Source organism: Xanthomonas sp. NCPPB 1325, assembly GCF_041477645.2.
Lineage (GTDB): Bacteria > Pseudomonadota > Gammaproteobacteria > Xanthomonadales > Xanthomonadaceae > Xanthomonas > Xanthomonas cannabis.
On sequence record NZ_CM192985.1, the window covers coordinates 1,443,203 to 1,467,160 of the forward strand.

Below are 23,958 nucleotides of genomic sequence, written 5' to 3' on the forward strand. Positions count from 1 at the left end.
CACCTGCTTGTGATTGCGGATGCACTGGGCGAGCTTTGCGACCACGTGGTCTTCCTTGGCGGTGCAGTTGTTGGCCTGCTGATGTCGGATCCATTGGCGGAAGGCGTCCGCGCCACCTATGACGTCGATGCGGTGGTCAATCTCGATTGGTCCCGGTTCCGCGGTATCGAGGCGCGTGTGGAGTCGCAGGGCTTTGCGCGCGAGATGCAGAGCGGCGTCGTCTGCCGCTGGATACACGAAGCGTCGGGCGTCCTCTTCGACCTGATGCCGGTGGATGCCGGCGTGCTTGGCTTCTCCAACCGCTGGTACGCCCATGCTGTAGAGACGGCCCAAGTGGTGGCCTTGGGCGATCGCCTGTCCATCCGCTTGGTGACAGCCACAGCATTCGTGGCGACCAAGCTCGAAGCCTTCGTTACCCGAGGCAACAGTGACTTCCTTTCCAGCCACGACCTGGAGGACGTCCTCAATGTCGTTGATGGCCGGGCCGAGCTGGTGGAAGAGTTTGCCGTGGAGCATGCAGACCTTCGGCGTTGGGTCGCCGACGTGTTTGTGGGGTTAGTGGATAACCCGGCGTTTGTGAACGCGTTGCCGGGATTGGTCGCCGAACCGGAGCGCGCAAGCGTCGTGCTTCAGCGCCTACGCACCATTGCATCAGCGTAGCTGCGACATCGTGGGCTTAGGTCTGCAAAGAAAACCTTGAAGCACCGCCGCCCGCTTGCGATGATGCATCGCAATTGCAACGCACTGGGCCTGCCATGAAATCCGCATCTCTTCCATCGCTCCGGGTGGACCCGGCACTGCGCGAAGCGGCCGAAGCCGTGTTGCAGGAGGGTGAGACGCTTTCCAGCTTCGTCGAGCACTCCGTGCGGGCCCAGGTGCAGCAGCGTCAGCAGCAGGAAGCCTTCATTGCACGCGGTCTGGCCTCGCGTGACAGCGCCAAGGCGTCTGGCCGCTACATCGACGCGACCGATGTGCTGGCCGGGCTGCAGTCCCAACTGGACAAGGCGCGCAAGGGCTAAGCCAGCGTGGGATTTTCCGTCCGCTTCACTCAACAAGCGCACGACGATCTCGCGCGTCTTTACGACTGGCTGCTACAGCGTGCCGAAGGCGACTTCACCGTGGCCGAGCGCGCCCTGCAGGCCATCCGCGACGGCGTCACCGTGCTTGAACTGGCCCCGTTGAGCTGCCGCAAGGCGGGGGTGGCAGACCCGTTCTTGCGGGAGCTGGTGATGGGCTTCGGTGCCAGCGGCTATGTGCTGCTGTTCGAGGTGGAAAGCGACCAGGTCGTCACCGTTTTGGCAGTCAGGCATCAGCGTGAAGACGACTATCATTAAGCACGGCGTTAGCGCCAACGTCGTGCCACAGGGGAAGTAGATGGCCAATATCAGCAGGCGCCGCACGGGGGAACTGACGCGTGCGCTGTTCCATATCCTCAAGACCCAGCCGGAGGGCATGCGTGCGTCCGATGCGCTGGCCTCACTGGAAAAGCGCGCCAGCTGATCTTCGCCAGAGTGCCTGTGCCTTGGCTAGTTCATTGGTCTCCTAGGTAATTCGATTCACCCGACCAGCGAGATATAAATGCTGCAGCGCTTACGATCAGATTAACGACCACAATACCCAGTTCACTTTTCGTAGTACGTCATGTCCTCAGCTCTCTGCGGTCAATGTTTTGCTCGCCCTTAACCATCTCGTAGAGCAAGCCAACAAGCGGTGCGAGCGCTTGTTTGTCGTTCTTCAATACTTGGGTCACCAAGTCCGTGTGCGACCCTAACGCCCGAACTAACGCGGACTGGACAGTACCCTTGATGTTGCCATTCATCGCTACTTCGCGCGGATTATTCTTGATCTGGGCGACAGTGTTGTGGTCTTCGCGGACAATGTCGGCTAGGTGGTTCACGAGTGCCACCTTGTCGGTTAGCGGAGTTGCCTCGCCGAAAATCGAGTTCAGGCGCTCTATCACCTGGCGCAGATATACAGGCAGTTCTGCCTGTCCACCGCCACCCGGGCCGACCGGCTTAAGGATGACCGCGTCATCCTCGGGGGGGGCGTCAGAATCAGGCATGTCTTCAGGCTTAATGTCGAAGCCAGTCAAAACCAAGGCGGACACATCCACTTGCTCCGGCGGAACGCCGTTGAGACGCTTGGCCAACAGGCGAGCGAAGCTGGCAAACCCTTCCAGACGGGCGTCGGCCAGGTCGATGGTCTGCGCAATGTAGGTGTACAGCGAGCCAAACCGGCTCAGGCCAGACTTGAAGTCCATCAGCTGCTGCAGGAATTCGGCGTGAACCGTCCGACTAGCATCGGCCTTCTTCATGCTTCCCTCATTGCCCTGCAACTTTGCCGCCTCGAATGCGGCCTCGGCGGCTTGGATTGCCGCGCGCTCCGCTTGCACGCTGTCGTTGAAGCGCTGAGTCGGGGCACTAGTCGCCGCGTATAGTTCCTTGTGCTGGGCTTGATCACCCGCGGCATAGGCCGCAGCAGACTTGAACCGGACGGCGATGTAGAGGTCAACCTCGCTTGGAGTGTAGATCGAGGCGTTGTCCAGATCGGCCTGCAGGTCGTAGATAACGTTGGGGTTCTGAACGTCCTGGATCCGAGCGCCCTTGTCGTACTTGGCGAAAGCGTCGAGAACCGCCTGGGGCTCATTGACGAAGTCAACCACGAAGGTTGTGTCCTTGCCCGGCGCGGTACGGTTAAGGCGGGACAGCGTCTGGACGATCTCCACCGGGTTGGCGATCTTCTTATCCAGATACATCGCGCATAGCTTAGGCTGGTCGAAGCCGGTCTGGAACTTGTTGGCCACGATCATGACCCGGAACTCGGGGCGATCGAACACCTTGCGCAGCTCAGAACCGTACTGCTTGGGATTCATGTTGCTCTCGGTGAACTGTTCGTCGGCTTGAGCCTTAAAAGGGTCATGTTTAAGCTGCTCATCGGATGCGTGTATAACCTCGGTGCCCGTAAGCGAGCCAGAGAACGCCACTAGGGCCTGGAAGGCTTTGTAGTGCGGATGGGCCTTGGTGTAAGCGTCGAAGGCGCGCTTGTAACGCACGGCCGAAGCCCGCGAAGAGGTTACGATCATTGCTTTGGCCGTTCCCCCCAGCAGTGGTGCCACGTTGGCTGCGAAGTGCTCGACGATGAATTCGACCTTCTGGGTGACGTTTGTCGCGTGCAGGTTCAGCCACTTAGCCAAGGCGCGCTTGGCTGCCTTCTGTGATACCCGCTTGCCTTCCTTGACCGGCTTGGCCAAGTTGAAGGCGGTCTTGTAGGGCAGATAGCACTCCATGACGTCCAGGATGAACCCCTCATCGATTGCTTGGCGCATGGGGTACTTGTGGAACGACTGCGGCTGATTTTCCTTGCTAGCAGGCTTCGTCGGGTCAGCGAGACGGCCGAACAGGGTCAAAGTGGCGTGCTTAGGCGTGGCAGTGAAGGCGAAATAGGACACGTTCTTCGGACGTACGCGCGAGGACTGGATCTTCCCCAAAAGCTCCTCGACAGTCAGTCCCTCCATTTCCTTAGCGTCGCGCAGGGCAAGGGTAGCTTGCAGCTTGGAGGCAGCCGAGCCTGTCTGGCTGGTGTGAGCCTCGTCAATGATGACCGCAAAACTGCGATCTTTCAGCTTGCCATTGGTCAGCACCTGCTCCATAGCGTAGGGGAAGGTTTGCAGCGTCACCACGATGATGGGCGTGCCGTTCTCCATTGCCGTGGCCAGTTCTGCCGACTTGCTCTGGCCTGTCTCCTTGTCACCAATGGCCGCAATTAGACCGGTCTGGTGGTCGAGCTGCTGGACGGCGTCCTGGAGCTGTTTGTCCAGGACCGTACGGTCGGTGACCACGATGATCGAATGAAAGTACGGATCGCCCTTGTCAGGGGTGCGCAGACGGATCAAGTCGTGTGCCGTCCAAGCGATGGTGCTCGTCTTGCCAGAACCTGCCGAGTGTTCGCATAGGTAAGTCATGCCGGGGCCATTGGACTTGGCGTCAGCGACCATTTTGGTCACAGCATCCCACTGATGGAAGCGCGGGAAGATCTGGGTTTCCTTGCGTTGGTGGTTGCCAGCTAGGTCCACCACATCCTTCTTCTCCGTATATACAAAGCTGTGGAAGATTCGCAGCCAGTTGTCGCGCTGGCAGACCTGTTCCCAGAAATGGGCCACCGGGTACTCCCCATCCTCCCGGATCGGGTTGCCAATCCAGATGCCATTACTACCGTCACGGCCTTGGTTGAATGGGAGGAAATAGCTGTTCTTGCCCTCAAGCTTGGTGCACATCTGAATGTCACTGTCGGACATGGCGAAATGAACGACAGCGCCGCGCTTGAAAGTCAGCAACGGTTCCTTGCGCCGAGTGGTCGGATCCATCGGCAGGCGATCGTTCTTGTATTGCAGGACGGCGGCGTCAGCCGATTGAGTGAAGTCGGTCTTGATCTCCACGGTGGCCATGGGGAGGCCATTAATGAAGAACACAAGGTCGATGGCTAGTTGACTGCCAGGGCGGTACATCAGCTGAGGTACCACTCGCAGAATGTTGGCGTTGTAGCGCTCCCAGGCAGAAGGATCGCGCTCGTCTTCGGGCAGCCCTTCACTCACGACAATCTCGCCAGCACCAGCGACCTTGATGCCCTTGCGCAGCACGTTGACTGTACCTTCGCGCTCCAGGGATTGGGCCAGCCGGTCCGTGAGTGTGGCGGTAGCTTTTTCGCCGTTGCCGGAGACCAGCCTTCTCCACTTTTCCGGCTGTGTTGTCTCTACCCAGTTGGCCAGATCTTCTGGGTAAAGCGCGTAGTTCTGGTTGTAGCCGGCAGTGGTTCCAACCTGCCAGCCGCGCACTTCCAGCTGTCTGACGATGTACTGCTCAAAGTACTTCTCGCTATGGGCAGTATCGGTGAGGGCGGCGGGCATGGTGTGTCCTTATACCGAGGGGCTGAGGTCGATCTTTCCGGTGACGGCGGCGGTGATGAGGGCAGTGCGGTGCTCGCGGAGTAGCTCAATGGATCGCCGGGTCTTAGCAATCAGTGTATCGATGCGAGAGGTGGCGCGGTCGAGATGGGCAACGATGGCCCTGGCTTCATCTTCCTTCGGGCGCGGCACTTGAATTGACAGAAATGGGCCGGGTCGAATGGTTTTACGAAGACCTTTGTAGAAGGGCTTCAGCCGCTTGTGCTCGTCCACATGCAGGAAGAAGTAGTAGAGGTAGCGCGCCCAGAGATCGCTATGTGGTCGGAACACCGTATAGGCGCTGGTCAACATCCCATCCTGTGGTGCTACGCCTACCGTCCTTGGGGTTTCGTCTATGTCGAATAGGCAGAAGACCATTTCACCTGCGGCTATGCGTTGATATCCGTCGAACGAGGCAGGCATCTTTCCCGTCAGATTCTCGAGATCGCGCTCGATCACCCCCTGCATGGTAAGCGATAGCAACTTGGTGTTAGCGCTGTTTGTACCGACAATGTCCCTGCGCAATTGGAGCAACGACTTGAGCGGAACGGTATCCCAGCCGTCCGGTACCCCGCCCAACCACTCGGCCCCGCTATCCTTCATAGGAACGTTCGGATCCAGACCCTTCGTGACGGTCTGCGTAATTAGAGCCTGGCGCTTCTCGCGCAACAGATCGATGAAGCGAGTCTTCTTGGCAACCAGGGTATCGATGCGTGTAGTGGCGCGGTCGATGTAGGCGACGATGGCCTTCTGCTCGAGCTTGGGTGGATGAGGCACACGCTGCTCTGCAAATGTCGCCCAGCGGAAGTCCGTTGAACGTTCGCGAATGCCCTTAGCCAAGCTTTCAATGAAGCCTGTCGTAGACATGGTTCGCACGCAGTAGGCGTAGAACTCACTTAAAGCTTCATTGCTGGGCACACAACACGAGTACACCGGGGTGCATTTCCCGTCCGAGTCACTAACGCCGATAGCGCCTGCAAAGGCATCCATCGCATGAATAACGAGATCGCCCTTGTGTACTCGCTGGTAGCCCGCCTCCTTCAGAGCGTTTGTGAAGCCGTCCGTCCTGCGATTGGATCGCAGCGTGACTTGGCCGTCTCTAAATGCCGTTACGATACCTTCGTCGGGACGCGGAGGGCGTTGAGCAAGCGAGAACAAAAACTTCGCCCGCTTCATGCTCCAAGTCGCAGGAATGAGTCCCACCCAGGGAATGCCCGAGTCTTTCATCTTGATATTGGATGAGCGTGTGGTCATTCCGCCACCTCATCCAGCAGTGCAGCAATCTCGGCCTCCACAGCCTTCAACTCAGTGTCGATTTCGTGCAGGTCGCGCGGCGGCGTATACTTGTAGAAATAACGGTTGAAGTTGATTTCATAGCCTACTTTGCCTATATGCCCGTCGCCTTCATCGGTGTAGCCGGCATCCACCCAAGCGTCCGGCACGTGGGGTAGAACTTCGGCGTCCATATAGTCACCGATGTTCTTCTCAAGCGGCACGCTCTCGAAGTCTTCGAGCTCTTTGTCGGCCACTGGGTTGCCTTCCTCGTCCAGAACATCTGGGGCAGTGGATTCGCGAGCTCCTAGTGCAGCTTCGAGGGCGTTGGCGAGGGGCTTGGCGATCTTGGGCAAGCCTGCCTTTTTGGCCAGCGTCGTTAGGGTGGCGAACCACTTGTAAGAGTGGATCTGGCCCAGCTCCGCACGCAGGACGGTTAGCCACCTATCCTGATCGTCTTGGTCAAGCTTGGTGAACGCCTTGCTGGTCTGAAGCGCGGTCAGGCCTTCCTCGGTAATCTTGGCGACAAGTCGCAGGGGGCGTAGCACCTTGATCCGGCGATAGCCGAAGTCCTTATAGTTCACGATCCGCACATTTTCACTAGGTGTGAAATCAGCATAGAGGCGGGCGATATCTTGGGCCTGCTTGTCGCTCATATAGCGGCGCTTGTTGCCCTCGGACTTTCGCATGGGGCTGTGCATGTCGGTGGCATCGATCAGCTGGATCTTTCCCTTACGTTCCGCTGCCTTGTTGTTATCCAGCAGCCATATGTACGTGCCGATGCCGGTGCGGAAGAAAATGTCATTGGGCAGTGCAACGATGGTCTCCACATAGTCCTCTTCTAGCAGCCATCTGCGGATTTGGGATTCACTGTGGCCGTGGCCGCCAGCTGTACCTGTAAATAGTGGCGAGCCGGACAGGATGATAGCTGCGCGGCCGCCGCCGTTTTCCGGGCTTTCCAGCTTGGAGATCAGATGCTGGATGAAGAGCATAGAGCCGTCGGAGACGCGCGGGGTTCCTGCGCCAAAGCGTCCCTTGAAGCCCTTCTCCTTGGACTCGCGCTCAACGAAGGCTTGGTCCTTCTCCCATTTCTTGCCGAAGGGTGGGTTGGACAAGCAATAGTGAAAACGCTGGCCAGCGAACGCATCTTGGGAAAGCGTTGACCTAGGACCGGCGATGTTCGCGGATAGGTCTCGAGCGGGCTCGGTTTCAAGCCGGCGCAGCAGCATATTAGCCAGAGCAACGGCGTGGGTTTCCGGTTCAAGTTCCTGGCCGAAGGGAATCAATACCGGGGGCGCCTTTCCCTGGGTTGCGAACCCATCGACGTGGTTCATGGCGTCCGTCAGAAAGCCACCGGTGCCGCAGGTGGGATCATAGAGCGTGCGGATCAGGCCGGGGTTCTCACGGAATAGGGCGTCGTCTGGATCAAGCAGCAATGTCGTGGCCAGGTGGACCACGTCGCGAGGCGTCATAAAATCTTCGGCCGCCTCATTGACCTCCGATCCAAACCGTCGGATCAGGTGCTCGTAGATGTTGGACATCACTCGGTCAGGCACGACGTCCGGGTGCAGGTCAGTGTTGGCGAAGTTGTGGCAGATCTTGAACAGGATGTCGGCACGCGCTAGGCGGGAAATCGTGTCAGTGAAGTTGAACTGGTCGAAGATAACGCGAGCGTTGTCCGAAAAGCCTGCAACGTAGGCCTCCAGGTTCGACTTGGTCTTGGTCGCGCCAAGGGAAGCCAGCGAATACTGGGAGGTGTTGTAGAAGGGCAGGTCCGCCGTCTGGCGCAAAATTAGGTCGGTATCCAGCCCCTTGTCCTTGAACTTGGCATGTGCCTCACGCACTTTATCGCGGGTGGGCTCCAACACGCATTCCAGGCGGCGCAGCAGGGTAAATGGAAGGATGATTTTGCCGAAATCGGTATGCCTGAAGTCGCCCCAAAGGTCCTCGGCGTTCTTCCAGATGAAGCTGGCCAGCACGTCATCGAAAGCCCTGGGGGAGGCAGCCGGGATAGTGCTGGAAGTCTTGCTGTTTGTAGTCATTGTGTCTGCATCATGATCGAAAAATAGTCAGCTGCGCCCGCAGGGGGCGAGAGCCGCGCAGTTGCTTGAAATGGACCACTTCACGTCCCAGTAAATGCCGGTTTGCACGGTCGGGATAGGGAATGTGCCGCTGGCGTGGGACCAACCTAGCCAACGGATTTCTCCTCGCGAACTCCGCCACGATCTGGCCTGTACGCACTTTGGATCACTTGTTGTTTGGGTGGCGGTGCGCCTCGGCTAGAGCTTGGTGAAGCGCCTCTTGGAGCTCGGCGTCCGTTTGCCCTTGGATCACTCGGGCCGCCACCGCATTGGATGTTGCCATGACCTTGGCGGCGGCGAGCTTCTTGCGTTCCCCATATGCCCGGCCTCGTTCGGCAATGCTCATAGGGCCGACTGACGGATCGTTACATGGGCGGCCGGTCTGGAGCTTGGTTGAGGCGGAAGCGTGTGGCATCACGGATGCGCGGAATAGGGTCCCGTAACCTAGGTGTGATGCAACACAAAAGCAAGAGAGTAGGAAGTTTTGCTGGCAATGGGAGCGTTTCGGGGGGCTATTCGTTCCTATGGGGAAGTCAGAACGGGGGTGGAACCCATGCTCCTAGGCCCGCACCTTTGGGGCGGTGCAGGGTCATTCGCGCTTGACGTTAACTTCGTGCGATAGCACGATGATGTCAAGGAGCCTCGAAACTCCCCGTACAGCGGTACCCACCTCCGTCAAACCGGTGGGTTTTTTGTGCCTGCTTGTTTAGGGGGCGCAACCGACGCGATGCCTGCGTCGGGAGGGCGGCTAATACAACACCCGCAAGGGAAATACGCCCGCCGGCTGTACGCGGTTTCGAGCCTCCCGACTTCCCGTCCGTCGCCTTGCGGCGGGCGGGCTTATTCCATGGAATGAGGAGCAGGCCATGTCGGACGTTGTACGCGATGTGCAGTCACACCCGGGTTACTACCTGCCGGAGGGCGCGCAATACCGCTTGCAGCAACTGCGCGACCATATGCGCTTTCTGGCGCGCCTGGCGCAGCCGCGCACGCAGGCCGAAGAGCAGTTGCGGCAGCCAGCCATCCACGTGGACGAGCTGGCGTTTTGTCTGGAGTTGCTTGCCGATCAGATGACCCATGCGCTGAAGCAGGTGCAGTGGCCGGCAAGTCTGGAAGAATCAGGTGGAAAGTAGCGCTCCTACACCGGCGCAGACTTCAAAATCCCCGACAGACTCTCCCGCAGGATCAGCTGCAGATGCATGCGGTTGAGTTCCATGCCGCTGGTCATCACGCTGTGCAGGCCGCCGCACATGGCGGCGACGGCGAAGACGCGGGCCTGGAATTCCTGTTCGCTGCTGGCCGGGTCGGCGTGGCCGCGGAGCAGGCGCTTGAGCAGGGCGCTGAGGTGTTCGATCAGCGATGCGCTCTGCCGGCGCATGAAGGCGGCCAGCACCGGGTCGCGCAGGGTGGCCAGGTGCAGTTCCAGGTCGATGCGGGTGCGCTTGATGTTGATTTCCTGCAGCAGCCAGTCTTCGAGCAGGCCGGCGATGAAATCCACCACGTGCACGTTGGCCGGGCGTTCCACCAGCCACATCTGGCGGATGGCGCGCATGTAGTTGCGCTCCAGCAGTGCGCGCACCAGCGCGTCCTTGTCTTCGAAACGTTGCAGCAGGCTGCCGCAGCTGACCTTGGCGCGCTCGGCGATCAGTTCGAAGCTGGTGGCACCCAGGCCGATGGCGTCGATGCATTGCTCGGTGGCGTCCAGCACCTCTTCCAGCAGCAGTTCTTCGCGCTCTTTTGCCGTGCGCAGCAACAGGACGTTGGACATGGGGAGCAGGTAGGCGGGGGGCTGCAGTATAGCGGCGTTGCGTTAGTCATCCGTTGCGTTCGCTTGCTGTGGGCCATTGGTCATGGGTGCGGCTTGCGCTGCGTTGCAGTTGCCGCAGATGCGGTGGTCGACCGGTTTTTCACGGCCGCTGTGCGACACGTGCTGCTCGGTTGCAGGAGATGCATGTGAGTGAGAACAGTGCGGTTGCAGGGGTGTCGGCGCAATGGCCGGCGCGGTTGTGGGTGGTGCGGCATGGGCAGAGCGCGGGCAATGTGGCGCGCGATGAGGCAGAGTCCAATGGCGCCACGTTGATCGACCTTGAGCACCGCGATGCGGATGTGCCGTTGTCGGCCTTGGGCGAGCGCCAGGCCGAGGCGTTGGGGGCATGGATGGCCGGGTTGCCCGAGCACGAGCGGCCAACCTTGATCTTGAGCTCCACCTATGTGCGTGCGCGGCAGACGGCTGCGGCGGTGGCGCGGGCGCTGGGCCAGCCGGACGCTGCGGTGAGCGTAGACGAGCGGCTGCGCGAGAAAGAGTTTGGCGTGCTCGACCGCTACACCACGGCCGGCATCCTGGCGACATTTCCGGAGTTGGCGGAGCAACGCAAGTTGGTGGGCAAGTTCTACTTTCGCCCGCCGGGTGGCGAGAGCTGGTGCGATGTGATCTTCCGCCTGCGCAGCGTTGTGGGCGATTTGCAGCGCAACCATGTGGGGGCGCGCGTGTTGATCGTGGGGCACCAGGTGATCGTCAATTGCTTCCGTTATCTGATCGAGCGGATGGACGAGGCCACCATCCTGGGGATCGATCGCGAGGGCGATGTGCCCAACTGCGGGGTCACCGAATACGCCGCCGCGGCCGACGGGCAATCGCTGGAGTTGGTGCGGACCAAGTTCGTGTCGCCGGAGCTGGCACAGGAGCCGGTGACCACCGAATCCGACCGGCCGGCCGGAGCACGCTGATGGCCGCCGCCCGCCTGCGCACGTTGAACGCTGCCGCGCTGCGCGCGATACCGTTGCCACCGCCCGGCGGCGACAAGGAGCAGCGCGGGCGCGTGTTGATCGTGGGCGGCTCGATGCGTGTGCCGGGTGCGGCCTTGCTGGCGGGCGAGGCGGCATTGCGTGCAGGCGCGGGCAAGTTGCAGATCGCCACGGCGGCCAGCGTGGCGCCCGGCATGGCGTTGGCGGTGCCGGAAGCCTTGGTGCTGGGGTTGGCACAGAACGGGCAGGGCGAGATGACGCGTGGACATCGTGCGCTGGAGGCGGCGTTGACTGCCTGCGATGCGGCGGTGATCGGGCCGGGCATGGCGTCTTCTGCGACGACCGCTGCACTGGTGAAGCTTGCCGCGCAGAAGGCGGTGTGCACGCTGGTGCTGGATGCGGGCGCGTTGTCGCGCAACTTGCGCGCGCCGCCAGGCCGCCCATTCGTGCTGACGCCGCATGCGGGCGAGATGGCCACGTTGGCTGGCGACGACAAGGCGGCGGTGGAAGCGGCGCCCGATGAGTACGCGTTGGCATTTGCAACGAAGATGCGCAGCGTGGTCATCGTCAAGGGTGCGGACAGTTTTATCGCCGGGCCGGACGGTGCGCTGTGGGTGCACCGGGGTGGCGTGCCGGGTTTGGGCACCTCCGGGTCAGGTGACACCTTGGCCGGGGTGATCGCGGGTTTTGCTGCGCGCGGTAGCGATGCGCTGACCGCGGCGCTGTGGGGTGTGTTTGTGCATGCGGCTGCGGGTAAGCAGTTGGCGAAGCGGATCGGCACGGTGGGATTCCTGGCGCGTGAGATTCCGCCGGAAGTGCCAGGCATCCTGGATCGTTTGTCGCGCGGGTGATTTGGCCCCTCTCCCTGCGGGAGAGGGGTTGGGGTGAGGGTGCGGTTGCCGGGATTGGTGCAGATCGCAATCTTGTACTTCAGGTTGGTGGCGATGCATTACATGCGTGGCTTGCACCGCCACGTGCGCACGTACCCTCATCCGGCGCTGCGCGCCACCTTCTCCCAGAGGGAGAAGGGGAGGTCGAGGCGCGCTTGCGCTCGTTTGCTGTGCCATGTTGCGGCGCGTTGGTCGGTTAGGCTTGCGCGATCTACCTGGGAGGGTGCGCGGTGAAGCGAGCGATGACGTGGTCGGTGGTGGGAATGCTGGGGATGGGGCTGGGCACGGTGAGCAGCGCGGGTGCCGTAACGTCGGCCGTGGCACTCGCGGCGAGCCCAGCCGCGTCAGATGCGACCTCGCCGGCGACAAGCAGCAATGGCGCGCTGCGTCTCTACACCAGCTCTCAAGGCGCCACGCAACAGATGCGCGCCAGCACAGCGGCCGCTCCTGTCGCCGGGCATGCGTTGACCGAGAAAGAGAACTCCATCTTCGTCAATCCGCAGCGGCAGTTTCAGGAGTTGCTGGGCATCGGCGGGGCCATCACCGACTCCAGCGCTGAGACCTTCGCCAAGCTGCCCAAGCGTGCGCAGCGCGCGCTACTCACCGCCTACTACGACCCGCAGAACGGCATTGGCTATACGTTGGCGCGTACCACCATCCATAGCTCAGACTTCAGTAGCGGCAGCTACACCTACATCAAGGAGGGCGATGCGGCGCTGAAGACCTTCTCGGTCAAGCACGATGCCAGGTACCGCATCCCGATGTTGCGCCAGGCCATTGCCGCTGCAGGCGGCACGCTCACCACCTTTGCCAGCCCGTGGAGCGCACCGGCCTTTATGAAAGACAGCAAGACCATGCTCAAGGGCGGCACGCTATTGCCGGAGTATGCGCAGGCCTGGGCGCGTTACTACACGCGGTTCATTGCGGCGTACGAGAAGGCGGGCATCCCGATCTGGGGCATCAGCCTGCAGAACGAACCGATGGCGGTGCAGACCTGGGAGTCGATGCTGTTCTCTGCCGAAGAAGAGCGCGATTTCTTGAAAAACCATCTCGGGCCCACCATGGCCAGCGCCGGCTACGGCGATCGCAAGATCATCGTGTGGGACCACAACCGCGACATGATGGTGCACCGCGCGCATGTGATCTTCGACGACCCGGAGGCGGCCAAATATGCCTGGGGCATGGGCTTCCACTGGTACGAAACCTGGGCCGGATTCGAGCCGATGGTGGAGAACGTGGCGGCGGTGGCGCAGGCCTACCCGGACAAGCATCTGCTTCTCACAGAGGCGGCGGTGGAAAAGTTCGATGCCGCCAAGTTGCAGTATTGGCCCAATGGCGAACGCTACGGCACCGCCATCATCAACGATCTCAATCACGGCGCGGTGGGCTGGACCGACTGGAACATCCTGCTCGACCAGAATGGCGGGCCCAATCATGTGGGCAATTACTGCTTTGCGCCGGTGCATGCGGACACGCGCGCGGGTGAGGTGACGTACACGCCGAGCTATTGGTATATCGGCCACTTTTCCAAGTTCATCCGGCCGGGTGCGCGGCGGGTGAGTGCGGCCAGCAGCCGTAGTAATCTGATGACCACCGCATTTGCCAATCGCGATGGGTCACTGGCGACGGTAGTGATGAATGCCAGCGACGTGGCGATTCGTTACAACCTGTATGTGGGTGAGGCGTCGAGCGAGTTGGAGATACCGGCGCATGCGATCCAGACGGTGGTGTTGATGCAGTAGGTGGGGCGTCGATGGCTGGTTTGGATCGCGAGAAAGCGTGCCCTCATCCGCCCTTCGGGCACCTTCTCCCGGTGGGAAAAGGGGACGCATCTCCCTAGTTTAGAGCGGCTAAGAAAGCGACTGCGCTCACCGCCAGGCGGGCGCAGCCGGTGCGCGGATTCGGCATATGCCATTCGTACACTGCATTTTCTCAGCGTCTACGCACTCACCTGACGGCTGCTTGCCAGCTGTTATGCGCCGCGCTTATTCCGGCGCGCTTCGCGGGTTGCCACTTCGCGGGCCTATATGCCGTCCACAGCCAGCGCTGCATGGATCAGCGCCAGATGACTCAGGCCTTGCGGTAGATTGCCCAAGGCTTCACCGGTGGCGGCATCCACCATCTCCGGCATCAGATGAACGTCGTTGCCTTGCTGCTCCAGCAGGCACTCGAACAAGCGTCTGGCTTCCTGGCGATCGCCGAGCAGGCCGTAGGCTTCCACCATCCAGAAGGCGCAGGCGGTGAAGCTGCCTTCGCGGGTTTGCATGCCGCTGTAGCGGTGCACCAGTGCGCCGGTGGCGAGTTCCTTGCGGATGGCGTCGCGTGTGGTAATCATGCGCGCGCGGCGTGGGCCGCCCAGGCCGAAGCGCGATGCCAGCAGCAGACTGGCATCCAGATCCTCGGTGCCGGCGTAAAAGGTGTACGACTGCTTTTCGTCCGACCAGCAACGGGTGTCGATCCAGTCGAGGATGCGCTGTTGTTCGCGCTCCCAACGCGGCAGCATGGCACTGGACAAGTGCCCGGCCCTGGCAAGCTCGCTGGCGCGGCGCAATGCAAGCCAGCATTCCACCTTGGACATGGTGTAGTGCTCGTTGGCCTCCAGTTCCCAGAAGCCGGCGTCCTTGCGCATCCAGGTGTTGGCGCATTCGTTGCCGAGTTCGAACAGCTGGCGGGCGGTCTCCTGGTCCAGGATGTGGCCGGCATCCAAAAAGCGCGCTGCCATCTCGAAGATGTCGCCATACAGGCACAGCTGCAGCTGGGTGTTGGCGGTGTTGCCCACACGCACCGGGCGGGTGTTGCGGTAGCCGGGGATGTCGATCTCGCGTTCGTCCGGCACGGGATCGCCATCGAGCGTGTAGCACGGCCGCACGCCGGGGCGGTGGCGGCGGATGGTGCGCATCAGCCAGCTGAAGGCGGCCTTGGCATCAGCCAGCGCACCCACACGCAAAAACGCCTTGGTGGTGCATGCCGCATCGCGCACCCAGGCGTAGCGGTAGTCCCAATTGCCGTTCTCGCCGATCTGCTCGGGCAACGAGGTGGTCACCGCCGCGGCAATTGCGCCGGTGGGCGAAAACCACAGGAACTTCAGCGCCAACGCCGAGCGGATGACCTCGTTGCGATAGCCGTTGTCGTAGCGCAAATTTCCGCTCCATTCGCGCCATTCTTCGTCGCTGCGATCGATGCGCGCGTCGATATCGGCCAGCGACGGCACTGGCAGGGCATCGTCTTCGGCGGCCAGCAGGGCGACCACGTGCGTCTCGCCCGCGCGTGCGGTGAGCGTGGCCTGCACGCCGCGATCGTCGCAGTGGGTGACGTCGACGGCTGCGCTGTCGAAGCGCAGCATCGTCATCAACGGGCCGATGTGATGCACGCGGCCGTTGGGCGTTTCGCTGTGCCAGGGCGTTGCCTCGCCGGCGCGGGTGCCGGGCCGGTAAACCAGATCGAACAGCACCTCGCCGTCGATGCCTTCGATACGCCGTGCCAATTCCGACCACGGCAGGCGGCCGGCTTCGCCGCTATTGAGCGACTCGGTCAGGCGTGCGCTGCCGGTGTCGGTGATAAAGGTGGTTTCCAGAATATTGCTGCCGTCGCGATAGCGGCGGCTTACCTGCTGCAAGGCACGCGGCGTCAGGGCGAAATAGCCGCCTGCGCCCGCATCGAGCAGGCGGTCGAACAGCGGGGGCGAGTCCATCTTCGGCACGCACCACCAGTCGATGCTGCCGTCGGCGCCGCACAGGGCGACCGAACGCCCGTCGCCGACCGCTGCATAGGCAGCGATCGGCAAGGTGCCGCTGGCATCGCGTTTGAACTGCGCGTCGGGCCGGCTCAAGACAACAGCAGGCCGCCGGTGGCGCCGAACACTTCGCCGGTGACGTAGCTGGATTCCTGCGTGGCCAGGATGACGTAGAGCGGCGCCATTTCTACCGGTTGGCCGGCACGCTTGAGCGGCGTTTCCGAGCCGAAATCGGGGATCTTTTCCGGCGGCTGGCCACCGCTGGGCTGCAACGGCGTCCATACCGGGCCGGGTGCAACCGCGTTGACGCGGATGCCCTTGTCCGCAACCTGCTGGGCCAGGCCCTTGGTGAAGTTGACGATGGCCGCCTTGGTTGACGCGTAGTCGAGCAGGGTGGGCGAGGGCTGGTAGGACTGGATCGAGCCGGTGTTGATGATGGACGCGCCCGGCGGCAGGTGCGGGATGGCCGCCTTGCACAACCAGAACATCGCGTACACGTTGGTCTTGTAGGTCGCGTCGAACTGCTCGGTGGTGATGTCGGCAATGTCCTTGATGGCGGTCTGCTTGCCGGCGATATTGACCAGCAGGTCGAGTCCGCCCAGTTCGCTGACCGCGCGTGCCACCAGTTCGTTGCAGAATGCTTCGTCCTTGAGGTCGCCGGGGATGGGGATCGCCTTGCGGCCTTCGGCCTTGATCAGTTCGACGACCTCGGCGGCGTCCTGTTCTTCTTCGGGCAGGTAATTGAGCACGATGTCGGCGCCTTCGCGTGCATAGGCAATGGCGGTGGCACGGCCGATGCCGGAATCTGCGCCGGTGATCAGCGCCTTGCGGCCGAGCAGGCGGCCAAAGCCTTTATAGCTCTGCTCGCCGTGGTCGGCCTTGGGCTGCAGCGCATGGATGGTGCCGGGTGCGTCCTGGGTCTGCTCCGGGAACTGCGGCTGCGGGAATTGGGTCAGGGGGTTTTGCATTTCGTACTGGTTCTTCGCGCTGGACATGCACGGACTCCTGCAGTGGGGGATGGCGCGGTACGCGCGGACACAGCGCACCGATGCCGCCCAGTGTGGGAACGCCCCTGCTGTGCACGGGTGAAAAAAACTTGTGCATCATGTGAACGCATGACGCGACGACGCTAGGCGCGCGTCACTCCAGGGTCACCTCGTCCATTCTTCACGCAAGAGACTTTGTAGCCGTGCAACAAGCTTGGTGTGTTGGCGTCGATGGGGCGCGCAGTGGCTGGATCGCCGTGTGGGACAACGGCGACGGGCTGGCATTTGCCTACTACCCAAGCGTGGCTGCGCTTGCAGTGGCCTTGCCTGCGGTGGACGTGCTGGGCGTGGATATCCCAATCGGACTGAGCGAGCATGCACGGCGTGCGGCGGATACGCAGGCGCGCGCATTTGTGGGCGGGCGGCGTGCGTGCAGCATCTTTGCTGCGCCGTTGCGCGGCATCTTGCAGGCACGCACGCAGGCGGAAGCCTCTGCGCTGCACCGCGCGCTGGATCATGAGAAGCAGCGTGGCTTTGGCGTGCAGTCGTTCGCGTTGCTGCCCAAGATCCGCGCGTGGGACGACGCCTTGCGGGCAGACCCTGCATGGGCCGCACGTGTGTTCGAGGTGCATCCGGAAGTGTCGTTTGCGGCGCTTGCCGGCGGGCCGGGCCTGGCTGCAGCGAAGAAAAGCAGCGAAGGGCAGCGGCAACGCTGCCGGTTGCTAGGCGACCACTACGGCGCGGCGCGCGTTGCCTCGCTGCTGGAGCGCGTGCCGCGTGCGTGCGCGCAACCAGACGATGTGCTGGATGCCCTGGCGGCCTGCTGGAGTGCGCAGCGGATTGCGGCAGGCACCGCCGGCAGCCTGCCGGCGGTGGTCGAGCGCGACGCCTGCGGCCTGCGCATGGGCATCTACTTCTGAATCAGCGTGGCTGCGCCGACATCGAATACGGCCGTTGCGCCGGGTCCCTTGCCCACTGCTGGTTCGGTGTGGCCTGCATGCGGAACCGCAGCTCACCACCGGCCTGAATCTCCTGATGCGTCAGGTAGGCACGGTTCAAGGCCTGGCCATTGAGCGTGGCGCTGCCGATATACGGGCGCGACGCGCTCAGGCCATCGGCGACGATGTTGAAACGCTTGCCATTGGGCAGGTTGAGCGTGGCGCGCGGCAGGAACGGGCGGCCGATGATGTATTGATTGCTGCCCGGCGCCACCGGGTAGAAGCCCAGCGTGGTGAACACGTACCAGGCCGACATCTGGCCGAGATCGTCGTTGCCGGCCAGGCCTTCGGGGCCGGCGTGATACTGGCTGTCCATGATCTGTGTGAGGCGCGCCTGCGTGCGCCAGGGCTGGCCGGCGTAGGCGTAGAGATAGGCCACGTGATGGCTGGGTTCGTTGCCGTGCGCATACCAGCCGATCAGCCCGGTGATGTCTTCCATGTGCTCGAAGACCTTGGGGTCCACCTTGGCATCGAACACCGCATCCAGGCGCGCGAGGAGTTTGTCTTCGCCGCCATGCGCGGCGGCCAGCCCGGCCACGTCTTGCGGCACGTACCACGAGTACTGCCATGCATTGCCTTCGGTGTAGTCGCTGCCGTAGCCGCTGGCCGACGGGTCGAACGGTTCGCGGAAGTTGCCGGCACGGGTACGCGCACGCATGTAGCCGGTGGCCGGGTCGAAGGCGTGTTTCCAGTTGCCGGCGCGTTTGTTGAACTCTGCGGCGATCTCCGGCTTGCCGAGCGCCTGGGCCATGCGCGCGATGGTCCAGTCGTCGAAGGCGTATTCCAGCGTCTTGGAGGCGGCTTCGCCTTCTTCGTCGATGGGCACATAGCCGAGCTCGCGGTATTGCGCGAGGCCGTCGTACGGGCCGTAGTCGGCGCTGGCCACCATCGCCTGCAATGCTTCGTCGGCGTCGAAGCCGCCGATGCCCTTCATGTACGCATCGGCAATCACCGGCACGGCGTGGTAGCCGATCATGCACCAGGTTTCCAGGCCGTGGAATGCCCACACCGGCAGGATGCCGTAAGGGCTGTCGCGGCGTGCGGCGAGCAGCGAGTTGACCATGTCGCTGCTGCGTTGCGGCGGCTGCACCAGGGTCAGCAACGGATGCAGCGCGCGGTAGGTGTCCCACAGCGAGAAGGTGGAGTAGTTGGTCCAGCCACGCGCCTGATGCACGGCGTTGTCCGGCCCGCGATACTGGCCGTCGCTGTCCATGAACAGGGTGGGGCCGAGCAGGGTGTGATACAGCGCGGTATAGAGCTGGGTGCGTTGTTGCGGCGTGCCTTGTGCATCGATCGCCGCCAGCGCCTGCGTCCATTGCGTGCGTGCATCGGCGCGCACGCGGTCGAAATCGAAGCCCGGCACTTCCGCATCGAGATTGGCGATGGCGCCGGCTTCGCTGACCGGCGATAGCGCAACCTTCACCACCAGCGGCGTGCCGTCGTTGGCCACATCGAACACGCCCACCAGTTGCCGGCCTTCGATCTGCGCGCGTTGCGCCGGGTTGTTCGCGCCGGGCGGTGGGAAGCCCTTGTATGGGATGTCTTGCTCGGTGTCGTGCAGTTGCGTGGCAGTGAGCGGGCGCGAAAGCCGCATGGCGAAATACAGTTGCCGGCCGGGCGCCCAACCGCGCGTTTCGCGAAAGCCGGTGACGGTGCCATCGCTACGCACGCGCAACCGCGACCACTGCACCTTGCCCGGGTAGTCATACAGGCTGGTGCGCAAATCGACCAGCACATGCGCCGGCGCACCTTTCGGAAAATGATAGCGGTGCACGCCCACGCGCGCGCTGGCGGTGAGTTCGGCGCGGATGTTGCTGTCTTTCAGGGTGACCGCGTAATAGCCGGGCTGCGCCTGCTCGCTGCTGTGATCGAATTGCGCGGTGTAGCCGCTGCCGGGCGTGTTCGCGTCGCCACGTTCGAGCTTGATCTCGCCCACCTGCGGCATCAGCAGGATGTCGCCCAGGTCCGAATGCCCGGAGCCGGAAAAATGCGTATGCGAAAACCCGACGATGGTGGTGTCGCTATGCCGGTAACCCGCAGCCCAGCCATAGGCCTCCTTGCGCGGTTTGATCTGCGTATCCGGGCTCAGCTGCACCATGCCGAACGGGACCGTGGCACCGGGATAGGTGTGGCCTTCGCCACCGGTGCCGATGAATGGGTCCACGGCGGCAAAGGCAGACTCGGCCGTGCGGGCTGCCGCGTTGGCGGTGACGACCGCAAGACTGGTCAACAGCAGCAACCAGCGCAGACGAGGAAATGCGATCAATCGATGCGGCATGCGAACGGCTCCGGCGGATGCAGCGCCGGACCGTAGCACAGCGCCCTGGCGGGCCACAGGGGTGCAGCGCAGGCAGCAGTGCGCTGTCGGTTGGGTTCGCCACACGACCAGACGCCGGGCCGATTTGTTCAGCACGGACCGGCAGGCACGCCGTTGTAGGCAACGCTGCCGGCCGGGTATCCGTTGCACACGGTTGGTGTGCAACTGCCAGCCAATCGCCCCTACCGCCTATCGCATGCAACGCGTTGCCCAGCCTTTGCGGCAGCAGGATGGCGGCGCCTCAACGTCGCCGCAGCGCCAGTACCGCCAGGGCCGCAAGCCCCGCTGCTGCCGCGCCAATCACCAGCGTGTTGCGGGGCGAGCGTGGATGCGCTGCGGCGCGCCTGCGGTAGCCACCGTCGATGCCTCCTGCAATGGCCGGCGGGCCGAGCACATTACCGCTGGATTGCAGCACGCGCGGTGCCTGCGCGAAGTAACGCGTAAACACGCGATGGGTGAGGCGGGCCAGCAGATTGGGCGCCAGTGCGTGTGCGGCGCGCATTGCGTGCACGGGCGCGCCCAGCACGACGGTGGCGCGCGGGCGGTCGAGCAGGCGCAGCACCGCTGCGGCCACGGTGCGGGTGTCCAACATCAACGGCGGGCCACCCAGACGCCGGCCCACGTAGTTGGCACCGTGGGTGAGTCCGGGCGTGTCGACAAAATACGGGTACACGTCGCAGACATGGATGCGCGGGTAGTCGGCCAGCTCGGCACGTAGCGCTTCGGAAAACCCGCGCTGGCCGAACTTGCTGGCGCTGTACGCTGCCGCATACGGCGTAGGTGCAAAGCCGCCGGAGGAAATCATGTTGACGAAGACGCCATGGTCCTGCGCGATGAAGATCGGAATCACCGCGTGCGCATCGTGCATGCGCCCCAGCAGGTTGGCGTGGATGACCGCAGCGCTGGCGTCGATCGGCACCTCGTGAAATTTGCCCACCGCGCCGACACCGACATTGCCGAACCACAGATCGATGCGGCCCAGAAAACTCTGTGCGGCGGTGGCCAGTGCCTTGACCTGGTCGGCGTGTTTGACGTCGGTGGGCACCACCAGCACGGTGGCGCCGCGTGCGCGGCAGCGTTCGGCAACGGCCTGCAGGGCGTCTTCGCCGCGTGCAGCCAGCACCAGGCGCGCGCCGTGTTCGGCGAAGGCTTCGGCCGTGGCCTGGCCGATGCCGCTGGAGGCGCCGGAGATCACCACGTGGGCAGGAGAAGTGCGATGCATGCGAGAGCTCCACGACGTTGGACAGGCATGCTTGATCGCCCGGCGTGAACACGACGCGGCTGTTTGCGTACCGCTGCGTGAAACTGAACTGATCGGGTTGCTGCACGGCGTGACGCGGGCGTGGTGCTGAAATCGCCTGCGCCCGCCCGCATATGGCAGCGATGGATCTGTTCGACACTGCCACCACGCCCTTGCAGGTGCTGGACGATGCCGAAGGCGGCGTGCGCTATTGGCCGCAGCTGCTTGCGCCGGCGCTGGCACAGGCGTGCTTCGATGCGCTGCGCGACGCAGCGGACTGGCGCAGCCAGCGGCGCGAGATGTACGACCGCATGGTCGAGGTGCCGCGCCTGCTGGCCTCCTATCGGCTGGATGGCGCGTTGCCTGCCGGCTTGCCGTTGCACTGCCTGCTCGATGCGGTGCAGGCGGTGGTGCCCGCGCCGTACAACGCGGTAGGGCTGAACCTGTATCGCGACGGGCGCGACAGCGTGGCGATGCATCACGACACGCTGCAGACGCTGGTGGCGCCGTATCCGATTGCGCTGGTGTCGCTGGGAACGCCGCGACGCATGAACCTGCGTGCCAGCACTGGCCACGCGCGCGCCATCGGCCTGGAGCTGGCGCCGGGCAGTCTGCTGGCGATGAGCCATGCGTCGCAGCGAACGCATACCCACGGCATTCCCAAGACCAGCCGCGCAGTGGGCGAACGCCTGAGTGTGGTGTTTCGCGTGCGCCCGGCCGAGCGCATGGCCGCAGGCCGGCATGGCCCGCACTGGGAGTCGCCGTCGCCGTGATGCGCGTGCAGATGTGATGGCCCGGTGGCGCTCGCCTGTGCGAGCGTCACGCCAGGACGTGGCCGTGCGCAAACGGCTACCACATCCGCTCGCGTGCGCTTGCGGCGCGTGTGCCGCGTGTCATGCGCTGCCGTGCCTATTTCGAGTGATTGCCATTGCCGTCACCACTGCGCATGCTTGCATGCAATCCCCCCTTCAAACGCTGCCGATCCATGCCTCTGGACGAGACCCGCCACCATCAGATGTTTCCCGAGCTGGATGCGGGCCAGTTGGCGATCACGCGGCGCTTTGCCAGCGGGCCGGCGCAGCGGTTCGGCGCTGGCGAGGCCGTGTTCGAAGTGGGTGATGCGCATGCTCCGGTGTGGGTGGTGCTGGAAGGCGCCATCGAAGTGGTGCGCCGCGACGGCCTGGGCAACGAAAAACCGATCACGCTGCACACGCCCGGCCAGTTCACCGGCGAGGTGAGCCAGCTGGCCGGGCGCGCATCGCTGGCGGCCGGGCGCGCCGGGCCGGACGGTTGCCTGGCGCTGCCGTTCGACACCGCACATCTGCGCGCGCTGATGATCAGTTCGGCCGAAGTGGGCGAAGTGGTGATGCGTGCGTTGATCCTGCGCCGGGTCGGGTTGATCGAAGGCGATGCCTCCGGCTCGGTGTTGATCGGCGAGCCGGACGACCCGCATCTGACCCGTTTGCAGGGCTTTCTGACCCGCAATGGCTACCCCAACACGGTGATGGATGTCTCCGACGACGACGGCCGCGCGCTGGTGGAGCGGCTGGGCATCCAGGAGCACGACCTGCCGGTAATGGTGTGCCCCAGTGGCCGCGTGTTGCGCCAGCCCAGCGATGCCGAGGCCGCGCATTGCCTGGGCATGACCCCTGACATCGACCCGGACAAGCGCTACGACGTGGCGATTGTGGGCGCCGGCCCTGCAGGCCTGGCGACGGCGGTGTATGCGGCGTCGGAAGGCTTGACGGTGCTGGTGCTGGATCAGCGCGCCATCGGCGGGCAGGCAGGCGCCTCGGCCCGGATCGAAAATTATCTGGGCTTTCCTACCGGGATTTCCGGGCAGGCGCTGGCCGGACGTGCGTACAACCAGGCGCTGAAATTCGGCGCCGAGCTGGCCATCCCGCTCGAAGCGGCAACGCTGGAGTGCGGACGCGACGACGGTGCGCTGCATCTGGACCTGGCCGATGGCAAACAGGTGCTGGCCAGCACCGTGGTGATTGCGTCCGGCGCGCGTTATCGACGCCCCGACATCGAAGGACTGGAGCGCTTCGAAGGCCACGGCGTGTCGTACTGGGCCTCGCCGGTGGAAGCGCGCCTGTGCGAGGGCGGCGTGGTGGCGCTGGTGGGCGGCGGCAATTCTGCAGGGCAGGCGGTGGCGTTCCTGGCGCCGCGGGTCAAGGAATTACACCTGATCATCCGCGGCGACGGGCTGGAAGCGTCGATGTCGCAGTACCTGATCGAGCGCATCGCTGCGTTGCCGAACGTGCAGCTGCATACCGGCACCGAAGTGGCCGCGCTGGACGGTGACCCCGATCGCGGCCTGCAGGCCGCCGTCCTGCGTACGCGCGCAGATGGTGCGACCACACGGGTGGAGTTGCGCCACCTGTTCCTGTTCGTCGGTGCCGACCCCAATACCGGTTGGCTGCAGAATTGCGTGGAAACCGACAAGCGCGGCTTTGTCATTACCGGCACCGCGCGCGGCGATGGCGTGCCGGCCTGCCTGCCGCTGGAAACCAATCGCCCGGGTGTATTCGCCATCGGCGATGTGCGGGCCGGCTCGGTCAAGCGCGTTGCCGCCGCGGTGGGCGAGGGCGCGGCGGTGGTGGCGCAGGTCCATCAATACCTGGCGCATCAGGCCAACCCGGTGCCGGTCTCTGAACTTGCCAGTGCTGGGGAATAGGGAATCGGGAATCGTGAAGCGGCTTGCGTGCTGGGCGATGTCTTCGGGTGCGGATGGTGTGTCTGGCGATTGCGATT

Annotated in this window: 18 protein-coding genes and 2 pseudogenes; 11 read left to right on the forward strand and 9 right to left on the reverse strand. The window is 63.4% G+C overall.

Going from position 1 to position 23,958, the window contains the following annotated elements:
- Positions 1-132: 132 nt before the first annotated feature.
- The 4 genes and pseudogenes from ACCQ10_RS06020 to ACCQ10_RS06035 form a co-directional block, all read left to right on the forward strand.
- A pseudogene (locus ACCQ10_RS06020) lies at positions 133-540 on the forward strand (hypothetical protein); the annotation flags it as partial.
- A gap of 215 nt (positions 541-755) precedes the next feature.
- The gene (locus ACCQ10_RS06025) at positions 756-1,019 is read left to right on the forward strand and encodes a YlcI/YnfO family protein (RefSeq protein WP_349776098.1); all 264 of its coding nucleotides are present in this window, start codon (positions 756-758) and stop codon (positions 1,017-1,019) included.
- Positions 1,020-1,025: 6 nt separating this feature from the next.
- Positions 1,026-1,334, forward strand: coding sequence for a type II toxin-antitoxin system RelE/ParE family toxin (locus tag ACCQ10_RS06030; protein WP_372362493.1), 309 nt, complete (start codon positions 1,026-1,028; stop codon positions 1,332-1,334).
- Positions 1,335-1,374: 40 nt separating this feature from the next.
- Positions 1,375-1,491: pseudogene (locus ACCQ10_RS06035) on the forward strand (restriction endonuclease); the annotation flags it as partial.
- 148 nt (positions 1,492-1,639) lie between these two features.
- Here ACCQ10_RS06035 and ACCQ10_RS06040 read toward each other — a convergent pair.
- The 4 genes from ACCQ10_RS06040 to ACCQ10_RS06055 form a co-directional block, all read right to left on the reverse strand.
- Entirely contained in the window at positions 1,640-4,903 is a 3,264-nt protein-coding gene (locus tag ACCQ10_RS06040) for a type I restriction endonuclease subunit R (RefSeq protein ID WP_349775865.1), read from the reverse strand.
- Between the two features lie 9 nt (positions 4,904-4,912).
- Positions 4,913-6,193 (reverse strand): restriction endonuclease subunit S domain-containing protein, encoded by a 1,281-nt coding sequence (locus ACCQ10_RS06045; protein ID WP_349775866.1) that lies wholly within the window; start codon positions 6,191-6,193, stop codon positions 4,913-4,915.
- A complete protein-coding gene (locus ACCQ10_RS06050; RefSeq protein WP_372362494.1) occupies positions 6,190-8,253 on the reverse strand; it encodes a type I restriction-modification system subunit M in 2,064 nt (687 codons plus the stop codon). The genes ACCQ10_RS06045 and ACCQ10_RS06050 overlap by 4 nt, the downstream gene beginning before the upstream one ends.
- 205 nt (positions 8,254-8,458) lie before the next feature.
- On the reverse strand, positions 8,459-8,638 hold the full coding sequence (locus tag ACCQ10_RS06055) for a hypothetical protein (protein ID WP_372362495.1): 180 nt from the start codon (positions 8,636-8,638) through the stop codon (positions 8,459-8,461).
- Positions 8,639-9,158: 520 nt separating this feature from the next.
- On the opposite strand from ACCQ10_RS06055, the gene ACCQ10_RS06060 reads away from it, so the two are divergent.
- Positions 9,159-9,425, forward strand: a complete 267-nt coding sequence (locus ACCQ10_RS06060; protein ID WP_349775868.1) for an XAC0095 family protein — start codon at positions 9,159-9,161, stop codon at positions 9,423-9,425.
- Positions 9,426-9,430: 5 nt separating this feature from the next.
- On the opposite strand, the gene ACCQ10_RS06065 is transcribed toward ACCQ10_RS06060, so the two are convergent.
- On the reverse strand, positions 9,431-10,060 hold the full coding sequence (locus ACCQ10_RS06065; protein ID WP_184369540.1) for a TetR/AcrR family transcriptional regulator: 630 nt from the start codon (positions 10,058-10,060) through the stop codon (positions 9,431-9,433).
- Positions 10,061-10,239: 179 nt separating this feature from the next.
- On the opposite strand from ACCQ10_RS06065, the gene ACCQ10_RS06070 reads away from it, so the two are divergent.
- The 3 genes from ACCQ10_RS06070 to ACCQ10_RS06080 all read left to right on the forward strand — a co-directional run bounded on the left by ACCQ10_RS06070 (position 10,240) and on the right by ACCQ10_RS06080 (position 13,669).
- Entirely contained in the window at positions 10,240-11,019 is a 780-nt protein-coding gene (locus ACCQ10_RS06070; protein ID WP_372362496.1) for a histidine phosphatase family protein, read from the forward strand.
- Positions 11,019-11,888 carry an NAD(P)H-hydrate dehydratase gene (locus ACCQ10_RS06075; protein WP_372362497.1) on the forward strand — a complete coding sequence of 290 codons (870 nt, stop codon included), beginning with the start codon at positions 11,019-11,021 and terminating at the stop codon, positions 11,886-11,888. The genes ACCQ10_RS06070 and ACCQ10_RS06075 overlap by 1 nt, the downstream gene beginning before the upstream one ends.
- A gap of 302 nt (positions 11,889-12,190) precedes the next feature.
- The gene (locus ACCQ10_RS06080; protein ID WP_372363064.1) at positions 12,191-13,669 is read left to right on the forward strand and encodes a glycoside hydrolase family 30 protein; all 1,479 of its coding nucleotides are present in this window, start codon (positions 12,191-12,193) and stop codon (positions 13,667-13,669) included.
- Positions 13,670-13,950: 281 nt separating this feature from the next.
- On the opposite strand, the gene ACCQ10_RS06085 is transcribed toward ACCQ10_RS06080, so the two are convergent.
- Complete coding sequence (locus ACCQ10_RS06085; RefSeq protein ID WP_372362498.1) at positions 13,951-15,756, reverse strand: glycoside hydrolase family 15 protein; 1,806 nt, start codon at positions 15,754-15,756, stop codon at positions 13,951-13,953.
- Positions 15,753-16,655 (reverse strand): SDR family oxidoreductase, encoded by a 903-nt coding sequence (locus tag ACCQ10_RS06090; protein WP_372362499.1) that lies wholly within the window; start codon positions 16,653-16,655, stop codon positions 15,753-15,755. Before ACCQ10_RS06090 ends, ACCQ10_RS06085 begins: the two co-directional genes overlap by 4 nt.
- A 194-nt stretch (positions 16,656-16,849) precedes the next feature.
- Here ACCQ10_RS06090 and ACCQ10_RS06095 point away from each other — a divergent pair, with 194 nt between their 5' ends.
- Positions 16,850-17,566 (forward strand): DUF429 domain-containing protein, encoded by a 717-nt coding sequence (locus ACCQ10_RS06095; RefSeq protein WP_372362500.1) that lies wholly within the window; start codon positions 16,850-16,852, stop codon positions 17,564-17,566.
- A 1-nt stretch (position 17,567) separates the two neighbouring features.
- Here the strand turns inward: ACCQ10_RS06095 and ACCQ10_RS06100 are convergent, their stop codons facing one another.
- Positions 17,568-19,922, reverse strand: a complete 2,355-nt coding sequence (locus ACCQ10_RS06100; protein ID WP_372362501.1) for a GH92 family glycosyl hydrolase — start codon at positions 19,920-19,922, stop codon at positions 17,568-17,570.
- Positions 19,923-20,202: 280 nt separating this feature from the next.
- On the reverse strand, positions 20,203-21,183 hold the full coding sequence (locus tag ACCQ10_RS06105; protein ID WP_372362502.1) for an SDR family oxidoreductase: 981 nt from the start codon (positions 21,181-21,183) through the stop codon (positions 20,203-20,205).
- 161 nt (positions 21,184-21,344) lie between these two features.
- Between ACCQ10_RS06105 and ACCQ10_RS06110 the strand changes: the two genes are divergently transcribed.
- Together ACCQ10_RS06110 and ACCQ10_RS06115 are read left to right on the forward strand one after the other, a co-directional pair.
- Complete coding sequence (locus ACCQ10_RS06110; RefSeq protein ID WP_372362503.1) at positions 21,345-21,974, forward strand: alpha-ketoglutarate-dependent dioxygenase AlkB; 630 nt, start codon at positions 21,345-21,347, stop codon at positions 21,972-21,974.
- A 212-nt stretch (positions 21,975-22,186) separates the two neighbouring features.
- A complete protein-coding gene (locus ACCQ10_RS06115; RefSeq protein WP_372362504.1) occupies positions 22,187-23,881 on the forward strand; it encodes an FAD-dependent oxidoreductase in 1,695 nt (564 codons plus the stop codon).
- The last annotated feature ends 77 nt before the right edge of the window (positions 23,882-23,958 follow it).